This is a genomic window from Alphaproteobacteria bacterium (genome assembly GCA_018667735.1).
Lineage (GTDB): Bacteria > Pseudomonadota > Alphaproteobacteria > Rickettsiales > JABIRX01 > JABIRX01.
The window spans coordinates 12,836-30,594 of sequence record JABIRX010000008.1 but is presented as its reverse complement, the minus strand read 5'-3'; the positions used below and the strand labels follow the sequence as shown (position 1 = coordinate 30,594).

Annotated in this window: 15 protein-coding genes and 3 tRNA genes; 11 read left to right on the top strand and 7 right to left on the bottom strand. The window is 29.3% G+C overall.

The features are described 5' to 3' along the window. Positions 1-779: 779 nt before the first annotated feature. Positions 780-935 carry a prepilin-type N-terminal cleavage/methylation domain-containing protein gene (locus tag HOH73_00865; GenBank protein MBT5827420.1) on the bottom strand — a complete coding sequence of 52 codons (156 nt, stop codon included), beginning with the start codon at positions 933-935 and terminating at the stop codon, positions 780-782. Between the two features lie 27 nt (positions 936-962). Next, on the bottom strand, positions 963-2,765 hold the full coding sequence (locus HOH73_00860; GenBank protein ID MBT5827419.1) for an ABC-F family ATP-binding cassette domain-containing protein: 1,803 nt from the start codon (positions 2,763-2,765) through the stop codon (positions 963-965). A gap of 137 nt (positions 2,766-2,902) precedes the next feature. On the opposite strand from HOH73_00860, the gene HOH73_00855 reads away from it, so the two are divergent. From HOH73_00855 to HOH73_00845, 3 genes are all read left to right on the top strand, one after another. Then, positions 2,903-3,907 carry a hypothetical protein gene (locus tag HOH73_00855; protein MBT5827418.1) on the top strand — a complete coding sequence of 335 codons (1,005 nt, stop codon included), beginning with the start codon at positions 2,903-2,905 and terminating at the stop codon, positions 3,905-3,907. Between the two features lie 181 nt (positions 3,908-4,088). Continuing rightward, complete coding sequence (locus HOH73_00850; GenBank protein MBT5827417.1) at positions 4,089-4,604, top strand: hypothetical protein; 516 nt, start codon at positions 4,089-4,091, stop codon at positions 4,602-4,604. Positions 4,605-4,704: 100 nt separating this feature from the next. Next, the gene (locus tag HOH73_00845) at positions 4,705-5,046 is read left to right on the top strand and encodes a hypothetical protein (protein ID MBT5827416.1); all 342 of its coding nucleotides are present in this window, start codon (positions 4,705-4,707) and stop codon (positions 5,044-5,046) included. Positions 5,047-5,055: 9 nt separating this feature from the next. On the opposite strand, the gene HOH73_00840 is transcribed toward HOH73_00845, so the two are convergent. The 3 genes from HOH73_00840 to HOH73_00830 are packed head-to-tail and all read right to left on the bottom strand — an operon-like array spanning position 5,056 to position 8,441. Beyond that, the gene (locus HOH73_00840) at positions 5,056-5,457 is read right to left on the bottom strand and encodes an HIT domain-containing protein (protein MBT5827415.1); all 402 of its coding nucleotides are present in this window, start codon (positions 5,455-5,457) and stop codon (positions 5,056-5,058) included. After that, a complete protein-coding gene (gene ligA / locus HOH73_00835) occupies positions 5,439-7,487 on the bottom strand; it encodes an NAD-dependent DNA ligase LigA (GenBank protein MBT5827414.1) in 2,049 nt (682 codons plus the stop codon). Before ligA ends, HOH73_00840 begins: the two co-directional genes overlap by 19 nt. Beyond that, positions 7,488-8,441: a M48 family metalloprotease gene (locus tag HOH73_00830; GenBank protein MBT5827413.1), complete on the bottom strand. Its 954-nt coding sequence runs from the start codon at positions 8,439-8,441 to the stop codon at positions 7,488-7,490. Between the two features lie 200 nt (positions 8,442-8,641). Between HOH73_00830 and bamD the strand changes: the two genes are divergently transcribed. The 3 genes from bamD (at position 8,642) to HOH73_00815 (ending at position 12,180) form a co-directional block, all read left to right on the top strand. Beyond that, positions 8,642-9,376, top strand: coding sequence for an outer membrane protein assembly factor BamD (bamD, locus tag HOH73_00825; protein ID MBT5827412.1), 735 nt, complete (start codon positions 8,642-8,644; stop codon positions 9,374-9,376). Beyond that, positions 9,377-11,017, top strand: coding sequence for an AAA family ATPase (locus tag HOH73_00820; GenBank protein ID MBT5827411.1), 1,641 nt, complete (start codon positions 9,377-9,379; stop codon positions 11,015-11,017). A 71-nt stretch (positions 11,018-11,088) separates the two neighbouring features. Next, complete coding sequence (locus tag HOH73_00815) at positions 11,089-12,180, top strand: hypothetical protein (protein MBT5827410.1); 1,092 nt, start codon at positions 11,089-11,091, stop codon at positions 12,178-12,180. Between the two features lie 184 nt (positions 12,181-12,364). Here HOH73_00815 and HOH73_00810 read toward each other — a convergent pair. After that, positions 12,365-12,451: transfer RNA gene (locus tag HOH73_00810), tRNA-Leu, on the bottom strand. 75 nt (positions 12,452-12,526) lie between these two features. On the opposite strand from HOH73_00810, the gene mutS reads away from it, so the two are divergent. Together mutS and HOH73_00800 are read left to right on the top strand one after the other, a co-directional pair. Next, a complete protein-coding gene (gene mutS / locus HOH73_00805; protein MBT5827409.1) occupies positions 12,527-15,145 on the top strand; it encodes a DNA mismatch repair protein MutS in 2,619 nt (872 codons plus the stop codon). Next, positions 15,120-15,932: a histidinol phosphate phosphatase gene (locus HOH73_00800; GenBank protein ID MBT5827408.1), complete on the top strand. Its 813-nt coding sequence runs from the start codon at positions 15,120-15,122 to the stop codon at positions 15,930-15,932. Before mutS ends, HOH73_00800 begins: the two co-directional genes overlap by 26 nt. Positions 15,933-15,945: 13 nt before the next feature. Here HOH73_00800 and HOH73_00795 read toward each other — a convergent pair. Next, positions 15,946-16,021, bottom strand: a tRNA-Thr gene (locus tag HOH73_00795). A gap of 412 nt (positions 16,022-16,433) precedes the next feature. Here HOH73_00795 and HOH73_00790 point away from each other — a divergent pair. The 3 genes from HOH73_00790 (at position 16,434) to HOH73_00780 (ending at position 17,703) form a co-directional block, all read left to right on the top strand. Further along, positions 16,434-16,510: transfer RNA gene (locus HOH73_00790), tRNA-Arg, on the top strand. 89 nt (positions 16,511-16,599) lie between these two features. Further along, complete coding sequence (gene rdgB / locus HOH73_00785) at positions 16,600-17,184, top strand: RdgB/HAM1 family non-canonical purine NTP pyrophosphatase (protein MBT5827407.1); 585 nt, start codon at positions 16,600-16,602, stop codon at positions 17,182-17,184. Between the two features lie 162 nt (positions 17,185-17,346). Further along, complete coding sequence (locus tag HOH73_00780; protein MBT5827406.1) at positions 17,347-17,703, top strand: hypothetical protein; 357 nt, start codon at positions 17,347-17,349, stop codon at positions 17,701-17,703. Positions 17,704-17,759: the final 56 nt, after the last annotated feature.

The following is a 17,759-nucleotide window of genomic DNA, read 5'->3' as shown; positions in this document are numbered from 1 at the left end:
TGTTGTTCTATTTACTTCTGTTAATCTCATAATACCCTAAAATAATAATTATGCTGCTTATTATAACATAATTTTTAGGTCTATACAAATATTTAGTGGGTATAAAGAGCTTTACTTACTAAAATATTGATTTGTTTAACTTTATAAGTAATAAAGCTTGGTTCTTTTATTATATCCTAGCTATTCATTATTCTATTAATCCAATAGAAAATTATTTTGATAATTGATTAGTTAATTTTAGCATGAAACTACAGCCTACTTCATCAGGGTTAAGTTGGTAACTTAAGCCACCACTTGTATATCCATGAGTGACTTCTGCTGATGTATCATCTCTTATAGCGCAAGGTTTTGTTGCGCCACGACCATTAATGATATAGTTGAATGAGATTATATTTCCTGTTTTGGGCTTCCATCGTCTATTTTATGGTCAATCATATAGGCTTTATTTGAGCTTATTGTACCTTCCCAGTTTGTATCTACAGTTCTGATACTACTGATGTAATTTGTATTAGAATTAGAATATATTTTAGCGTGATGTCTTAATATAATTTTACTAGCAATATTGTCACCACTGTCAAATTCAGGAGATTCACTAGTGCCATCATAACTGCCAGTTAAAATATCAGCTAGAGCTAGGTGTTGCCATGCTTTATAACCTTCTTCTGTACTTAAAATATTATCACCATCACCATCTGTTTAGCCACTAAAAAAACTTGAAATATTTGCTTTGTCACCAGGATAACTATCATATGTTAAATAAATACAGTTATAGATCTGTTTTACTCTTCATATAAACGGGCTAATTTATTTGATTTTGTTTGCAATATTAATTTTGAGCCAGCTGAAATAGAACCAATAAGTAAGCCAATAATTATTAAAACTATTGATAATTCAACTAATGAAAAAGCTTGTTTTTTTCTTCGTATATTTAGCACGATTTTGAAAATAACGATAAGATAAAATTAGTCAATTAATTCTAACCATCTAGTTTCTAATTGATCTAATTCAAATTGATTATTTGCAATTTCTAAACTTAATTTACTAAATTCTTCTGATATAAGATCTTCTTTAGTTAGTTTTTTAAGTAAAATATTTTGCTCAGAAATAAGCTTTTCTAATGTAGAAATTTTTCCTGGTAAAGTCTCTAATTCATATTGTAACTTGTAGGATAATCTGTTTTTTTTAACAGTCTGAGTTTTTTGTACTTCATTAGTTTTTTTTATAATTTTGGTTTTTTCTTTTACAACATCTTTAGCTAATAAATAATCACTATAACCACCAATATATGCTTCTATTAATCCATCACCTTCAAAAGCTAAGATTTTATTTACAGTTTGGTCCAGAAAATCTCGGTCATGACTTACAATAAATAAAGTACCATTATAATTTGCCAAAATATCCTCCAATAATTCTAATGTATCCATGTCTAAGTCGTTAGTTGGTTCATCTAAAATTAAAAAGCTACCAGGGTTTGCTAATATTTTTGCCAACATCAATCTATTTTGTTGCCCACCAGATAAGGTTTTTACTTTGTTTTGCACCATTTTAGGATCAAACATAAAATCTTTTAAATAACCACATACATGTCTATTTTTCCCTGAAACTTCTATGTAATCTCCACCATTAGGACATAAAGTTTGCCACAAGCTTTTATCTGGATCTAACTCACTTCTGTTTTGATCAAAATATGAAATTGTAAGATTATGACCTAACTTTACTTTGCCACTATCTGCTTCCATTTCACCAATTAGTAATTTTAGAAAACTAGATTTACCAGAACCATTTTTGCCCAATATACCAATACGATCTTTATAAATGATACGCAAATTTAAGTTCTTTAAAATGCTTACTTCCTGATCGTTTTTTTTAAAAGATTTATTAACTTTTATAAATTCAGCTTGAATTTTAGATGCCTCAGTCGCACTTAATTTTGGTAGCTCTACTTTTTTTATAGCATTAAAAAAAGAGCCTTTATCTTCTTTTAAGAGAGCTCTCTCTTTTTTCATTTCTTCTAATCTGCGAATATTTCTTTTACGCCTTGCTTTAACTCCCCTATTTGCCCAATCCTCTTCTAAGCTTAAATTTCTTTGTCTATTTTCCAATTCTCTTCGTTCTTGCAAAATAAGCATTTCTGACCATTCGGGAAATTTCTTAAAGCCTTCTGGACAAATCCTAATTTTCCCTCTGTCTAACCAAAAAACTTTATTTGAAATATTTTCTAAAAATCTCTTATCATGACTAACACAAATAAAACTTCCATTAAATGTTAATAAATAATCTTCAAGCCATTTTATAGCATCTAAATCAAGATGATTTGTAGGCTCATCTAATAATAATAAGTCAGGGTCCTCAACTAGAGCATAAGCTAATGCTGCCCTTCTTAACTGACCACCAGATAATTCATTCATTAATGCAGTTAATTCCAGTTCTAGCGGATTAGCTACCATTTCTATTAAATAACTATATTCCTCATTCTGTCTTTCAGGCTTTAAAGCAGAAAAAATAAATTCATAAATAGTCTGATTTTTTTGCGGTTTTATATTTTGTTTCAAATAACCTATCGTTAAGGCTGAATCTACCCACCTCTTACCATTATCTAATTCTTTTTCTCCAGTAATCATACTCATTAAAGTAGTTTTACCCGCCCCGTTTTTGCCAATTAGACATATTTTACTATTTTTATGTATATTTAATGATAAATCTTCAAATAAAGGTTTATTACCAAAATTCACACATGCATCATGAATTGTTAATATAGCGTCCATAAATTTAACTATGCTGAATAAATTAATAATTAATAGCTAGTTTAGCAAAGCTTTGCTAAAATAACTATTAATTCATATTACTTAGCGCTATATTAAATTTAAACATTAATTTAATACTTAATTAAATATTTAATATCATGGTTTTAGGTGTAGAAGACGCTCTTATAAAACAACTTAGTGGAATAAAATATATTTTAAATAAATATGATTTTATGCAAGGGTTTTTAAGCGAAAAAGCTAATTATAAGCTTAGTAGTGAAGATGAAGCATTTTTGTCAAATTGTAACGAAATGCTAAAAGAAGAGGCTATAGAAACTAAAACGTTAACAATAGACGAGCATATTGACATAAATGGAGAGGCCTTAATATCTTTTGCCGATAGTAAGTTTCATCATGCCATTATAGATTTAGCTGAATTTATTAATAATAAGCGAAATGATTTAAACAGCTCTTTTCCAGTCGAACATGTGAGAATCTTACAAAATCTTAATCAAACTTTATTACAATTTGATCAAAAACTAGCTGGAAGAGTCAGAACATTACCGACAATAATAGAAAGCCCTTTAGGTGAAAGGATGGCAGAAGCAAAAGAAAAGACACCAGAAGAAGTAAGAGGCGAAGCTCAAGCCAAACAGCCTCAAGAAATTTATCATAATAGACCATCTCTAAAGGCTGGCATTTTAACTGTAGCAAGACTATTCCCCAAAGAACAAACTGCTTCTTTGCAAAAAGAGTTGAATGAGTATGAGTTATCTCTTCTTAAAGAAGTTAATGAAAAATTATGCCAAACCTGCGCACAATTAGAATTGGGAGGAGCTGAAATAAAGGAATTGCTTGCTTTAGATAGTGGGAAATCATTTTTTACCAAAAAAAGTTATTCACAAAGTGATACCAAAAATAAGATAGGTAAGATTCTTGAAAAATCTGAGATAATAAAAGATGTATTTTCTTCACCAGATAAAGAACAATTCAATCTTTTTTTTGGCTCCTTAGCAAGTATAAATGAATTATTAGATGAAAATGAGAAACAAAAAAGCTCAGCTCAAGAAGCACAAAGCCCACTTACTAGTAAAGCAGGCAAATTTACTGAGAGAGAACAAGAGCGTAGAACTGCAGAATTAGTCAAGGGAACATCTCTATAGAAATTACAGAGTAGTTTGTTAAAAATATTAGCTTGTTTAATTTTTAAAGATAGTTATCTTCTGTATTTATTTTGAATATACTTCTTTCAGTATAATTAGGTAATTATGAAAGGTATTTCCATGTTTTTTAAAGCAAAAAAATATGCCAAATTATAGAAATTAATAATTAAAAATATGAGTTATGTATACAACAAGAAAAGAAGTAAAGGCAGCATTAGCAAATATTGCCAGCTTATATTATGATCATGTTCAAGCTGAAAGCGAATTCGAGCTAAATGAGGCACAATTAGTTATATTACAAAATGTTAATATAGAGTTAAGAGAGACTATTAGTGAATTAGATAAAAATTCAAGCAAATTAGCTGATTTAACTGGTGACAATAAAAAGAGACAACAAAAGCCTTACAGCAAAAGTAATTTAATGATAGATATATCTCAAACTTTAGCAGAAAGAGAAGATGTTATGGGAAGATCATCAGATGAAGCTAAAAATGAATTTAAAACTTTTTTTGAATTTACTAACATAATGCATCTAAAATTAGGAGAAAAAGAGCCGCAACAACAAAGAGCAGCATCTAACACAAATAGTGGAGCAGCAGAAGCTGAGGCTGAAGTAGCAGCTACTAATCAAGGAAGATTAGCACAAAGATTAGCAGCAAGACGTGCAGCAGCAGCAGAAGAAGAAAGAGGAAGGTAGCGTTAAAACATATATAGATAGTTTTATAATGTATTTGAAGTATAATTTAGTTGACGAATAAAAATCATAATATCTAATGCAAATAACATAAAGTAGATAGATGTTATTTAGTAATTTTAAAAATATAAAAATTATTTTATTAATAATGTTTTTATATTCATGTTCGGCTCGTAATGAATTTAATAAATATAATTTAAGCAACTACCAAGTTTATAATTCAATATATGAAAATTACACTAATATTGATCATATAGCAAAACTATATGGCAAACCAAATTATAAAAGAGATGATAAAATTTGGTTTTATAATTTTAACAGTTTTAATCACTATAGCAAAAATTTAGAACAGAATTTGATTATTTTAGAATTTGACGAATATGGAAAGGTAATAGATAAAAAGATATATTATTATAGTAATTATCGCTCTGCTTACTCAAATTAAGCCTCAAAATTAATATTTATTAAATAATTCTTTAATAGCTAATATTTGCTCAGTTAAATATTTTTTTTGCGGATATTTGCCCCAAACAGGATCTGGCCATGCTTGATCATCTTTATATCTTGCAATAACATGTATATGTAGCTGCGCAACTATATTACCCAGATTTGCAATATTGATTTTATCTGCCTTAAAATGGGTTTTAATAAATTTTGCTAATTTGTTAATCTCACTCATTAATATCTTCTGCTGATTATCTGTTAAATCATAAATCTCACATAAATTACTTTGCTGTGGTATTAAAATAAACCAGGGATAGTTCGCATCGTTCATTAAGCGCAACTCGGATAATTCTAGCTTGCTTATTAATATAGAATCATCTGAAATTTTTTGATTTAAAGTAAATTCTGCCATTCTTCCTCTGTAACTATATTGATATTTAATTTTTTAGCTTTACTCAATTTAGAGCCGCTACCTTCACCTGCAACCAAATAATCAGTTTTACTTGATATTGAGCTTGCTACTTTAGCACCAGCTTTTTCCGCCTTTGCTTTTGCCTCTAACCTAGTTGTTTTACTTAGGCTTCCGGTAAAAACTACTATTTTACCATTAATCTTAGAATTAATGTTAGATATGATGTAATTATTTATAGTTAATTCAGTAGTTAAATTTTTAACTAAAATCATATTATCTTCTATAGAAAAATATTTTATTATTGCTGCAATAATTTTATTGCCAATACCATCAATATTAACTAATTCTAAATATGCAGCACTATCTTTATCTTTTAGATTGTTTGTTGCAGTTAAAAGCTTGTTTATTGAGGTATAATGCTTTGCAAGTAATGTGGATACATTAGAGCCAACATGCTTTATAGCTAAGGCATAAATAAATTTATCTAAGGTTATATTTCTGGAGCTATTTATAGATTTATATAGTTTATTTACAGATAATTTACCCCAGCCTGGATAGTTTTCCAATTTTAGAGCTGTATCATTTTGTCTAATTTCTAATGTAAATATATCATAGCTACTTTTTATCAGATTTTTATCGTAAAGGAATTCTATTTGCTTATCTCTTAACCCTTCAACATTAAAGCCACCTATTGAGACGAAATGTCTCAATTTACCAAGAATTTGCGCTTTGCAACTATATTCAGCAATGCATCTTACTGCCACTTCTTCTTCTTCCTTTATTACTTTGCTCTTACAAACAGGACAATTATTTGGAAAAATAAATAATTTAGTATTTTTTCTTCTACTCAAATCAACAGAAGTAATTTTAGGTATTACATCCCCTGCTCTTTTTATATTTACTATATCACCTATTTGAATGTCTTTTCTTTTTATTTCATCTTCATTATGAAGTGATGCCTTAGACACTATTACGCCACCAAGATTGATTGGGGTTAATATTGCAACTGGTGTTAAAATTCCTGTTCTACCAACTTGAATGATTATATCTTCCAATTTTGTTTTAGCTTCTTCTGCCGGAAATTTATGTGCAATTGCCCATCTAGGTGATCTTGCTATTTCCCCTAACCTATCTTGTAAATTAAAATCATTTATCTTATATACCATTCCGTCTATGTCATATGGTAGAGCAAAACGCTCCTCAGATATGCTTTTAAATATGCTTTGCAACTGACTGATATTACACGCTAATTTGCTGTGCAAATTTGTATTAAAACCTAAATTGCGAATTTTTTCTAAAGCTAAAAATTGATCAACAGCAAAATTATCAGCTATGACCGAATAAATAAAATACTGCAAATTTCTGTTAGCAGTAACTTTAGTATCTAATTGTCTTAAAGAGCCTGCCGCTGCATTTCTTGGGTTGGCAAAGATCTTATTACCATTTTCTTCTTGCGTTTTATTTAAGGTAGCAAAATCTTCCTTACTGATAAAAATTTCTCCTCTAACCTCTAATTCCTGCGGTGCATTTTTTGTAAGTTTCATTGGTAAAGCAGAAATTACTTTTAAATTTTCAGTAATATCTTCCCCTATTTTGCCATCTCCCCTAGTTATTCCTTGATAAAATTCGTGATTTTTATATTTTGCTACAAAAGAAACACCATCTATTTTTGGTTCTACACATAATTTAGGAAATTCATTAATATTTAGAAATTTTTGAATTTTATTAACAAACTCCGCAACATCCTTAATGGAAAAAGCATTAGCTAGAGATAGCATAGCTTTAGAGTGATTAGCTTTTTTAAACTGATCTTGTACCGTATATCCAACTTTTGCAGAAGGGCTATCTATACTTTTCCATTTTGGGTATTTGTTTTCTATATAAGTTAATTCTTGGCGCAATTTATCATAATCTGCATCATTAAGTTCTGGGTTATCATCTATGTAATATTGCTTATCGCAAAGCTTGATCTTTTTAATTAAATTGTCGTAATATTGCTTATCAGTAGATGAAAATAAATTATCAGCCATTTAATTTAATATGTTTCTTAAATTATTATTAATAATATTTAGATAATATTTTTGTTTATAAAATATTTGTTGAATATTTTGATTATTTTTAAAATTTAAATATTCTAATTTACTCAAATAACTCCAGCTAACATCTAGCATTACAACTAAAATTAAAATTGAGCTTGCATTACTTATACGATTAATTATAGAAATTTTTATTTTTTTTTCTGATTTTTTTACATCTACAACATGTTTAATTCTTTTAAGAGTTCTTGGATGACTAGAGAAAATTGTAAAATAGCCATTATCGCCAAGAAAAGATAAAGCATTAGCCATTTCCTTACCGCCGCAAGCCTCTGCTGCTTGGTAGTCACAGCGATATTCTGTTTGTCTGCTTATATGTAATTTTAATAGATTATAGACTTTTACTAGAATATAGCGATAAAAGAAATTTAGCAGAAAACTAGATATTCGATGAATAATAATTACAACTTGTGTAAGTAAAGAGCCAATTATTGGTATAATGTTAAAGACTCTGATTAAAATGTTAAAGAATATATTAATCAATCTTGAAATAAAATTTGTGGCTTTTTCATTCGCAAATAATAATAGTGCGGGCATAAAATCTTTATTTACTAAATGGGATATTTCATGAGCTAAAATTGATTTAATCGCTGATTGAAATTCTTCTTCTGATTCAGAGTTTTTTCTAATATTTGCAATTAAACCTAGTGTAATAACCACAATTTTTTTTCTCATTGAACCAATAGCATAAGCATTTACAGCAGAAGATTTTGAGATTAATAATTTTACATTTTTAGTTGAAAATTTATTTTGCAAAAAGTTAAAGTTAAGCGTTATTTCTTTCATAAAAGGATGCTTTTTATAATATTTAGTTATATTTTTGCAGCCTTTGGTTAAGTTCCATATAGTGAAGCCAAACAATGTATCTAAAATTAAATATATTATCATTATAGAGCTAACAATAAAAAAACTTATATATAGCATGTCAATTATTCCTTGAGTAAAGTTTTCCTTGCTATAAATAAAGATAGGTGAAGCTATTAGTATAAAGGGTAAAAAAAGGATTAGTAAATTAACTATACATAATGTATAAACAAGTACTAAATTAAACGGCTTTGAAAACATAATTTAAAATTTTAAATATAATAATGATACATAAGATTTTTTTTACTATAATTTTATTATTTTTATTTTCTTGTTCCGATAAAACTGAAAAAAAGAAAGTTGAATTTTATTATAACGAGTCTCTAAAAGAGCTTAAAAAAGGTAATTACTTTTCAGCTATAGATAATTTAGAAATTATAGAAAGCGATCACCCCTATTCTAACTATTCAGTTAAAGCCGAAATATTAAACGCATTTATTAACTATATTAATAAAGATTATGACCTTGCCATTTCTGCTGCAGAAAAATTCATTAAACTTAGACCGGCTAATAAATATGTAGACTATATGTATTTTTTAAGGGCTGAAGCATATTATGTGAGTAGATCTGACTACTTAAGAGAGCAAAATAGTTCTATGAGTGCTAGAAAAAGCTTTTTACAATTAATATCCAGATTTTCCAAAAAAAAATACACGCCCTATTCTATTGAGAAATTGACAGAAATTAATAATGAGCTAGCAAATTATAATTTAGATATAGGCAGAACTCACTTAAAGCGAGGAGAATATATACCAGCTTTAAAAAGGTTTGAAAATATATTAATCGAATATAAAAAAACTAAATATAGCAAAGAAGCTAGTTTTAGATTAGTGGAAACATATTTTGCACTTGGTTTAATTGAGCAGGCAAAATATCATGCTGAGATTTTGGCAGCGCAAACTACAGAAAGCTTTTGGCAGTTAAAAAGCGTAGAATTTAGTAAATTATATCTTAACTAGATGCTCATTAATTTAAAAATTAGAAATTTTATTTTGTTAAAAAATCTAGAAATAGATTTTAAAAATGGTTTAACTGTAATTACTGGTGAGACTGGCTCTGGTAAATCTATGATTATAGATGCATTAAGATGTTTCACACAAAAGAGAGTGAATATAGAATCATTGGGTAATAATAATGAAAATACACAAATAACTGCTTTATTTGATATCTCGCAAAATTTGGATGCACAAAATTTCTGTACAGAAAATTATATTGAGTTTGATGATGATGTTGTAATATTAAAAAAAGTAATTTCAGAGCAAGGTAAGTCAAAAAACTTTATTAATGCAGAGCCTGTATCAGTAAAGTTACTAAATAAACTAGCAGAATTGTTGATCGAAATTCATGGTCAATTTGATAATAATGTATTATTTGATGAGAGTAAGCATATTAATTTTATCGACTCTTTGCTTTTAGAACAAGATAATTTAGCAATTTTAGCATCCTTATTTCAAGAATATAATGCTGTAAAAGAGAAATACAGGAATGCTCAAGCTAAGAAAGAGCAATTAAAAGTTAGCATAGTTGAATTAGAAGCTTTTTTGACAGATTTTGCTAATGTAGATTTATCTGAGAGTTATTATGAAAATCTGTTAATAAAAAAGAATTTAATTAAGCAACAAATGGAAGTTGCGGATCTTTATGATGAGGTAAATAAATGTTTTTCAGCGCAAAATTCTATTACAGATAAATTATTAGCACTACAGCGCTATTTAATTAGAAATAAGCAAAAAGATGAGCAAAAAACATCTTTATTTTTAGATAAGATAGAACAACAATTAATGCTAGCTGATGAAATTTTAGCAGAAGCTAATGTGACAGGTGTAGATGTAGCAGAGAAGGAAGATGTAGAAGCAGCCATTTCGCGGTTAAAGCAGTTAGCTAGAAAATATAATTTATCTGCAGATAATCTTTATGATGAGTTATGCATAACTAAAAAGAAATTAATTGAGAGTAAACAAGAGTTATTAGATTTTGAAAATCTAGGAGAAACTTTATCAGAGAAATCACGTAATTTTAAAAAATATGCAGATAAAATTGCGGCAGAAAGGCTTGCTATCATTACCAGAATAGAAAGCTTGGTGATGTCTAATTTAGCTGATTTACAAATGAAAAAAACAGCTTTTAAAATTGAAATAAAAGACCTTCCTGAAAATAAATGGAATAAGCAAGGTACAAAATTTTATGAATTTTTTATAAAAACAAATCTGGATCAACCATATGACAAGTTGAATAAAATTGCATCTGGAGGTGAGTTATCTAGATTTATGCTATCTTTGAAGATTGCTTTAAATACAACCTCTAAAACATTGATATTTGATGAGGTGGATACGGGTATAAGTGGTAAGGCAGCTCATTTAGTTGCATTAAAGCTAAAAGAAATAAGCAAAAAAAATCAAATTTTCATTATAACTCATCAAGCACAGGTTGCAGCGATTAGCACTAATCACTTGAAAGTTATTAAGCATTACCATGATAATATTAGCTTTTCTAATGTAAAAATGTTAAACTATGATGAAAAATTAAATGAGATAGCCACTATGATATCTGGAGTAGAAATTACAAAAGAAGCGTTACTTGCTGCCAAAAAATTGTTTTAGAGATAATAATTAGCTTAAAATAGTTGCCATATGTGTTAGGATATGGTATAATAAGGTAAATTTGGGGTTTTATGTTAAATTTAGGTTTCTTAGAAAAAAAACAAAAAAAGTTTGAAGAGCTAAAAGATAGAATAAAATTAGAAAATCAAGCTGCTAAAACCTTGCAGGTAAACCTTGCAAAAGTTACTTCTTCTAATGATACAAAAGCTATCAAAGAACTAAAAACACAGGCTGAAGAAAAATATGAAGCTATTAGAAAGATTAGGCAAGAAGCTAAGCGTGAGATCGAAGATCTTAAATTAGAATTAAAATCGAGTGACACAAAGGATCAACTTAGTAAAATATCTGAAAGTTTAGATAATATTGAATTTTCTAGGAGTCAATATAACAGAGACACCATCCAGACAAAGCTTCATAAATTTAAAGGAGAATCAGCTTCGGCTGCAAAACTTAAGGCAAAGGCAGAGTCAAAAGAAAAGTTAGAGAGCGAGTTAAGAAGGTCTGCATATGTTGGCGTTTTTTTTGGTTCGGTATATTTAACTATTGACTTATTACTAACAAAAAGTTTAGAGCCATTATTTTCTAAAGAAAAAGACATTCCTGTACCTACTGTAACCACTACCCCTACCGAAGATAGTATGACGCCTATAGATCATTCAACTCTCGATAATAGCTCTATAACAATAGAAGAAGGAAACGGAGACTTACCATCATTCAATACTAACCCAGACTCAAGTCAGGACCCAGACCCAAGCCAAGCCCCAGACTCAAGCCTAGAACCAGATACGGGAGCTACGCAGATTATTACCGAGGAAGTCGAAACAGAAATAGTTGTTAATCAATTATTATTTACCATAGCAACCGTAGCCACCGCGATATCAGTTGCCATCATTGCCGCAAAAATCATTTATATTTTAACAAAATACATAACTGAAAAACCCATAAAAGAAAAAGCAGAGTTAGGTGAACATACAAAAACTATTTTAAATTATGCTGAAAAAACTGAGGCATCTACTAAAATGGATAATGTAATTGCGTATATTGAAGAGGCAAAAAAAATTGTAGCAGTACAAGCACCAGGAGCAGAAGCAGCAGCACCAGAACTAGGAGCAGCAGCAGCACCAGCAGGAGTAGGAGGACTGGGAGGAGGACCGGGAGGATGACCATAAGTGACACCATGAGTGAATTAGAAAATTCTATAAAAATCAATTACTTATATTGCTAACTTTAAAATCACTTTTTTATAAAATAAGAATATTTAGCCGACTTAATTAAATTTATTTAGCTAAAGATAACTAAAATTTTGTCAGTAACAAGTTGGTGTAGATGAGTGAGTTACTATTAACATGGTGCGGACGAGAAGATTTGAACTTCCACTTTCAAAAGAAAACAGCGCCCTCAACGCTGCGCGTCTACCAATTCCGCCACGCCCGCTTGTTTGGATAAAAAAAATTCAAAAATTAATTTAAATCTATATTATAAGTAATATTGTAAAAATAAATTAAAATTATGATAAAAAAAGCATCTACTCCAATGATGCAGCAATATTTAGAATTAAAAGAGCAATATCAAGATTATTTGCTTTTCTATCGCATGGGCGATTTTTATGAAATGTTTTTTGATGATGCTAAAAAAGCTGCAAAAACTCTAGATATAGCTCTTACTAAAAGAGGGAAAGAAAAAGATCAAGATATTCCTATGTGTGGTGTACCCTACCACGCATATGAAGCATATTTAGAAAAGTTAATAAAAGCAGGTTTTAGGGTTGCAATTTGTGAGCAGATCGAAACGGCAGAGCAAGCTAAAAAGAGAGGTTATAAAGCTGTAGTAAAAAGAGATGTGGTTAGAGTTGTGACGCCGGGAACTCTAACTGAAGAAAATCTCTTAAAACCGTCTGAGGAAAATTATTTATTGTCAGTGGTTAAATTTAAAGATAATGTTGCGCTTGCTTATATAGATATTTCAACTGCTAAATTTTATTTTGAAACTTGCGAAATAAAAAATCTAGAAACTAACATAAAAATAATTAATCCCGCAGAAATTTTAGTTGCAGATTCTCTGCTAAGTGAAGAGGAAACCAAGTTTTTATTACAAGAATATAAAAATATTATTATAGATTTTCCTAAAAATTATTTTGCAGTTAAAAAAAATGAAAAAATTATTAAGGAGTTCTATAAACTAAACTTCCTCGAACCTTTAGGCAATATTTCAGAAATTGAGATTAGTGCAATTGGTACAATTATTTCCTATTTACAAGTAACTCAGAAAAATAATTTATTAAATTTAAATTATCCGCAAAAAATAGAAAAAAGTAACTTTCTACAAATAGATAAAGCAACTTTAAATAGTTTAGAAATTTTGACAAATCCCTATAATCAACAAGCTTCTTTACTTGCTGTTTTGGATAATTGCAAAACTGCTAGTGCTGCAAGAGAGTTGAGAAGAATACTAGCCTACCCGCTTATTTCTTTAGATAAAATTACACAAAGATTAGATAGAGTTGAGTTTTTTTATAATAATAACGATTTATGTAATGAGTTAAGCTCTTATTTAGCTAATTTTCCTGATTTGGAAAGAGCAATTAATAAATTATTAGTAAATAGAGGTGGGCCAAGAGATTTTCTTATTGTAATTAATGCTCTTAAAATTATATGCGTATTAAAAGTTTATTTTCGAGAAAATTCGTGCAAATATGAAAAGCTCTTTGCCAAATTAATTGATGAAATAACCGATTTTAGCAACTTATATAAAGAGTTAGATATTTTTCAAACCTCCCCTCCTTTACTTTGTCGGGAAGGAAATTTTATCAAAGATGGAGTTAGTGAAGAGCTTGATTATTATAGAAATTTAAGAGCTAATTCTCGGGCATTAATTGAAGAGTTACAAGATAAATATCGCCACAAAACTCAAATTAATAAGTTGAAAATTAGATCTACAAATATTTTAGGCTTTTACATAGAAGTACCGTCTCAGATGGTGGATAAAATGGATAAAAGCTATTTTTCGCACAAACAGACTTTAGCAAATTACACTCGCTTCGCAAGTGAGGAATTAAATAATTTACAAGCAGAAATTTTCGCGGCAGAAGAAAAAGCTTTAAATTTAGAATTGCAAATATTTAAGCATGCATTAACTAAATTAGAGCAAAATGTTTTAGCATTAAAAAAAGTTGTAAAAATTATTGTGCAGTTTGATTTATTTTGTAACTTTGCTGACATCTCTCATAAAAATAATTTGACCAGGCCGGAGCTTACTAATGATCAAGATTTTTATGTGGAATCTGCTTTTCATCCAGTAGTTAAGAAGTTCTTACCAGATAATATTAATGAATTTGTGGCAAATGATTGCAATTTAATCAATGAAAATTCAATTTGGCTAATTACTGGCCCTAATATGGCTGGTAAATCTACATTTTTGCGTCAAAATGCTTTAATTATTATTATGGCTCAGATTGGTTGTTTTGTCCCTGCAAAATCGGCTAGAATAGGCATAGTAGATAAAATATTTAGTCGAGTGGGTGCTTCAGATAATCTTGCAAAAGGCCAATCAACTTTTATGGTCGAAATGATAGAAACAGCAACTATCCTTAATAATGCAACTAATAAATCCTTTGTAATTTTAGATGAAATAGGCAGAGGAACTTCAACATATGATGGTTTGTCTCTTGCCTTTGCTATTATAGAACATATACATAATGAAATAGGTGCAAGAACATTATTTGCAACTCACTATCATGAATTAGTTGATCTAACGAAACTACTTAGCAAAATTTCTTGCCATTATAGTTATGTTATAGAAGATGGAGACAAAGTAATTTTTAGTCACAAAATTAAGAAAGGTAATTTTGGAAGATCATATGGAATTTCTGTGGCGGCGCTTGCGGGTTTGCCAAAAGTTGTAATTGCTAGGGCAAAAAACACTCTTGCAGATATAGAGCAAAAAAATAACATAAATTTAAATATGCAATTATCATTATTTTCACCAAACAAGATTAAGGAAGAAGAAAATCCTGTTAGGGATAATTTAGGCTTAGAAGTTCTGAAAAAACTTAATGAATTAGATGTTGATAACTTAACCCCAAAACAAGCTTTAGAATTATTATATGACTACAAAGAAGAAACAAAATAAAGTATTTTTAAATGACAAATTATTTGCTTTTGCTCATAATCTAGCAGATATAGCTGGGAGTATAACCAAAAAATATTTCCGTAGTCATAATATTGAAAATTTTGCAAAAAACGATCAATCACCAGTAACAATCGCGGATACTGAAATTGAAGCTGCTCTTAGGGAGGAAATTTTTAATAAATACCCAGAACATGGCGTATGTGGCGAAGAATTTGGTAATGTAGAAGGTATTAGCCCCTATAAGTGGTATATAGACCCTATTGATGGAACTAGCTCTTTTATTTCAGGTTTACCTGTTTTTACTAATTTAATTGCATTGCTTTATAAGAATGAACCTATACTAGGAATAATTAACCAACCAATTCTAAATGAACGATATTCAGGAGGTGAGGCATATGAAGCTAGTTTGAATCAAGTCAGGATTAAAGCGCGAAAAGTTACGGAAATTAGTGAAGCTATATTATCTACTACTTCTCCTTACTTATTATCAAAAAATGGTATGAAAATATTAGATATTATCAGAGCAAAAACAAAATTTCAAAAATATGGTGGAGTATTTTGTGGGCCAGATTCATATCAATATGCAATGCTTGCTAGTGGTTATATCGATATAATTTTAGAGGAAGGCCTTAAACCACATGATTTTTTGGCTTTGGTTCCGATTATTAAAGCTTCAGGTGCTGTGATTACAGATTGGCAAGGAAAAGAGGTAAATGAGTTAAGTAAAGGGGAAGTTCTGGCTTGTAGCAATAAAGCATTGCACCGGAAAATTTTAGAGCTAATTTAGAAAAAATTTGAAGTGGTGCCGAAAGAGAGACTCGAACTCCCGACCGCCTCATTACAAGTGAGATGCTCTACCAACTGAGCTATTTCGGCACTTGATTGATTTATAAAAATATTTCAAAGAAAATCAAGCTTTTTTTTAAGATAATAAAAAAACAAACCCTATGATTTTTGCTAATTAATCAAAATATTTTAATTTTAAATTACCCTACCCAAGTAATTTAGTTCTCTATCGTTTCCATAAGTTTAATTATTATAACATAATTTCAAGCTTTCGCCAAGCGTTAAAAGATATAATTTTAAACTATATAATAAATTGTTTAAAATTAAGCTTACGCTTTGCTAATTAATTATAATGTAAGTTCTATAATTACCCTACCCAAGTAATTTAGTTCTCTATCGTTTCCATAAGTTTAATTATTATAACATAATTTCAAGCTTTCGCCAAGCGTTAAAATAAATTACTTGAATTTATAAAGCTTTTGTTCTAAAAACTGCTTTGAATGTGCCCGTAGCTCAGCTGGATAGAGCAACAGCCTTCTAAGCTGTGGGTCGAAGGTTCGAATCCTTCCGGGCACACCATTCACACATATGTTATTTGCAAATGCTTAAGATAATTATTTCTAAACTATTTTGCTAAATGTAATTACTATAAAATTAATTAGAGAATTGTGAAAAAACTACTAATTGCAACTGGAAATAAAGGCAAATTCAAAGAATTTTGTGAGTATCTAAATAGTGATGAACTAACATGTATCTCAACAAATGGTTATTCAATTGTAGAGCCAGTAGAAAATGGCGTCACATTTGAAGAGAATGCTTTAATAAAAGCAAAATATTATTATGAACATACAAATTTACCCTCATTAGCTGATGATTCAGGTTTAATAGTTGATCAGTTAGATGGTGAGCCTGGTATATTTTCTGCAAGATGGGCTGGCGAGGATAAAAATTTTTCCTTGGCTATTAATAAAATTAAAAAAAAATTAGAAGAAAAAAAAATAGATCTTAATAAAGTTACGGGCTCGTTCTACTGTTCTTTATGTTTATATGGTCCAGCTGGGGTTGTTTTTGAGGCATCAGCTAAAACTAGAGGAAAACTGGTCTTTCCAGCAAGGGGTAATAATGGCTTTGGATATGACCCAATTTTTATAGCAGAAGGTAATAAGTTAACTTTTGCAGAAATGACCGATATTGATAAAAAAAGATTTAGTCATAGAGCAAGAGCTTTAGTTAAAATTAAAGAATATTTGTAATCATCTTTTTTTTGTGCTACAATGTAATTACTGAGGCGGGTCTTTTGCCTCCTTTAAGCCCGCCTCTTTTTAACCTCCTACAAAATCTAGGTGTAAATAATAAAATCCTTGTATTTAATACAACTAAGTAATAAAACTAAATTTGTTCATTTACATATTAAAATGAAAAAAGAAAACGAAACTACCGAAAACCACAAGTACAAATGGATGAAACCATTTCAAAGAGACTTATATTCAAATCTCTGCGAAGAATTCAATTTTAAAAACCTAACAGATTTAGGCCACTTTCTTGGTTTAAATAATCCCTATCATGGGGCTAAGTTAATATTTGAGGCGCAAAAGCAGAATCTTTATTTAAGAAAGATAGTAGAAGTAAATAGAGCTTCTAGAAAGAAAATCGCTGAATTAGAAGGTACTTTAGCTCACGTTTCTGGTCTGAAGACCTCCATTGAAAATTCGCTTGAGCAGCTTAACACTTCCATTGATTCAATAAAGCAAATAAAAAAGACTCTTAAGTAAGAAAGCTCTTGATTTATAAAGATTATCTTTTATAAATATTTTTGCTTTACAAGCAA

Bases quoted from the DNA above. Each gene is read 5' to 3' on its own strand.
- HOH73_00860 (MBT5827419.1), bottom strand. From the start codon at position 2,765: ATGGACGCTATATTAACAATTCATGATGCATGTGTGAATTTTGGTAAT.
- HOH73_00855 (MBT5827418.1), top strand. From the start codon at position 2,903: ATGGTTTTAGGTGTAGAAGACGCTCTTATAAAACAACTTAGTGGAATA.
- HOH73_00850 (MBT5827417.1), top strand. From the start codon at position 4,089: ATGTATACAACAAGAAAAGAAGTAAAGGCAGCATTAGCAAATATTGCC.
- HOH73_00845 (MBT5827416.1), top strand. From the start codon at position 4,705: ATGTTATTTAGTAATTTTAAAAATATAAAAATTATTTTATTAATAATG.
- HOH73_00840 (MBT5827415.1), bottom strand. From the start codon at position 5,457: ATGGCAGAATTTACTTTAAATCAAAAAATTTCAGATGATTCTATATTA.
- ligA (MBT5827414.1), bottom strand. From the start codon at position 7,487: ATGGCTGATAATTTATTTTCATCTACTGATAAGCAATATTACGACAAT.
- HOH73_00830 (MBT5827413.1), bottom strand. From the start codon at position 8,441: ATGATAATATATTTAATTTTAGATACATTGTTTGGCTTCACTATATGG.
- bamD (MBT5827412.1), top strand. From the start codon at position 8,642: ATGATACATAAGATTTTTTTTACTATAATTTTATTATTTTTATTTTCT.
- HOH73_00820 (MBT5827411.1), top strand. From the start codon at position 9,377: ATGCTCATTAATTTAAAAATTAGAAATTTTATTTTGTTAAAAAATCTA.
- HOH73_00815 (MBT5827410.1), top strand. From the start codon at position 11,089: ATGTTAAATTTAGGTTTCTTAGAAAAAAAACAAAAAAAGTTTGAAGAG.
- mutS (MBT5827409.1), top strand. From the start codon at position 12,527: ATGATAAAAAAAGCATCTACTCCAATGATGCAGCAATATTTAGAATTA.
- HOH73_00800 (MBT5827408.1), top strand. From the start codon at position 15,120: ATGACTACAAAGAAGAAACAAAATAAAGTATTTTTAAATGACAAATTA.
- HOH73_00780 (MBT5827406.1), top strand. From the start codon at position 17,347: ATGAAAAAAGAAAACGAAACTACCGAAAACCACAAGTACAAATGGATG.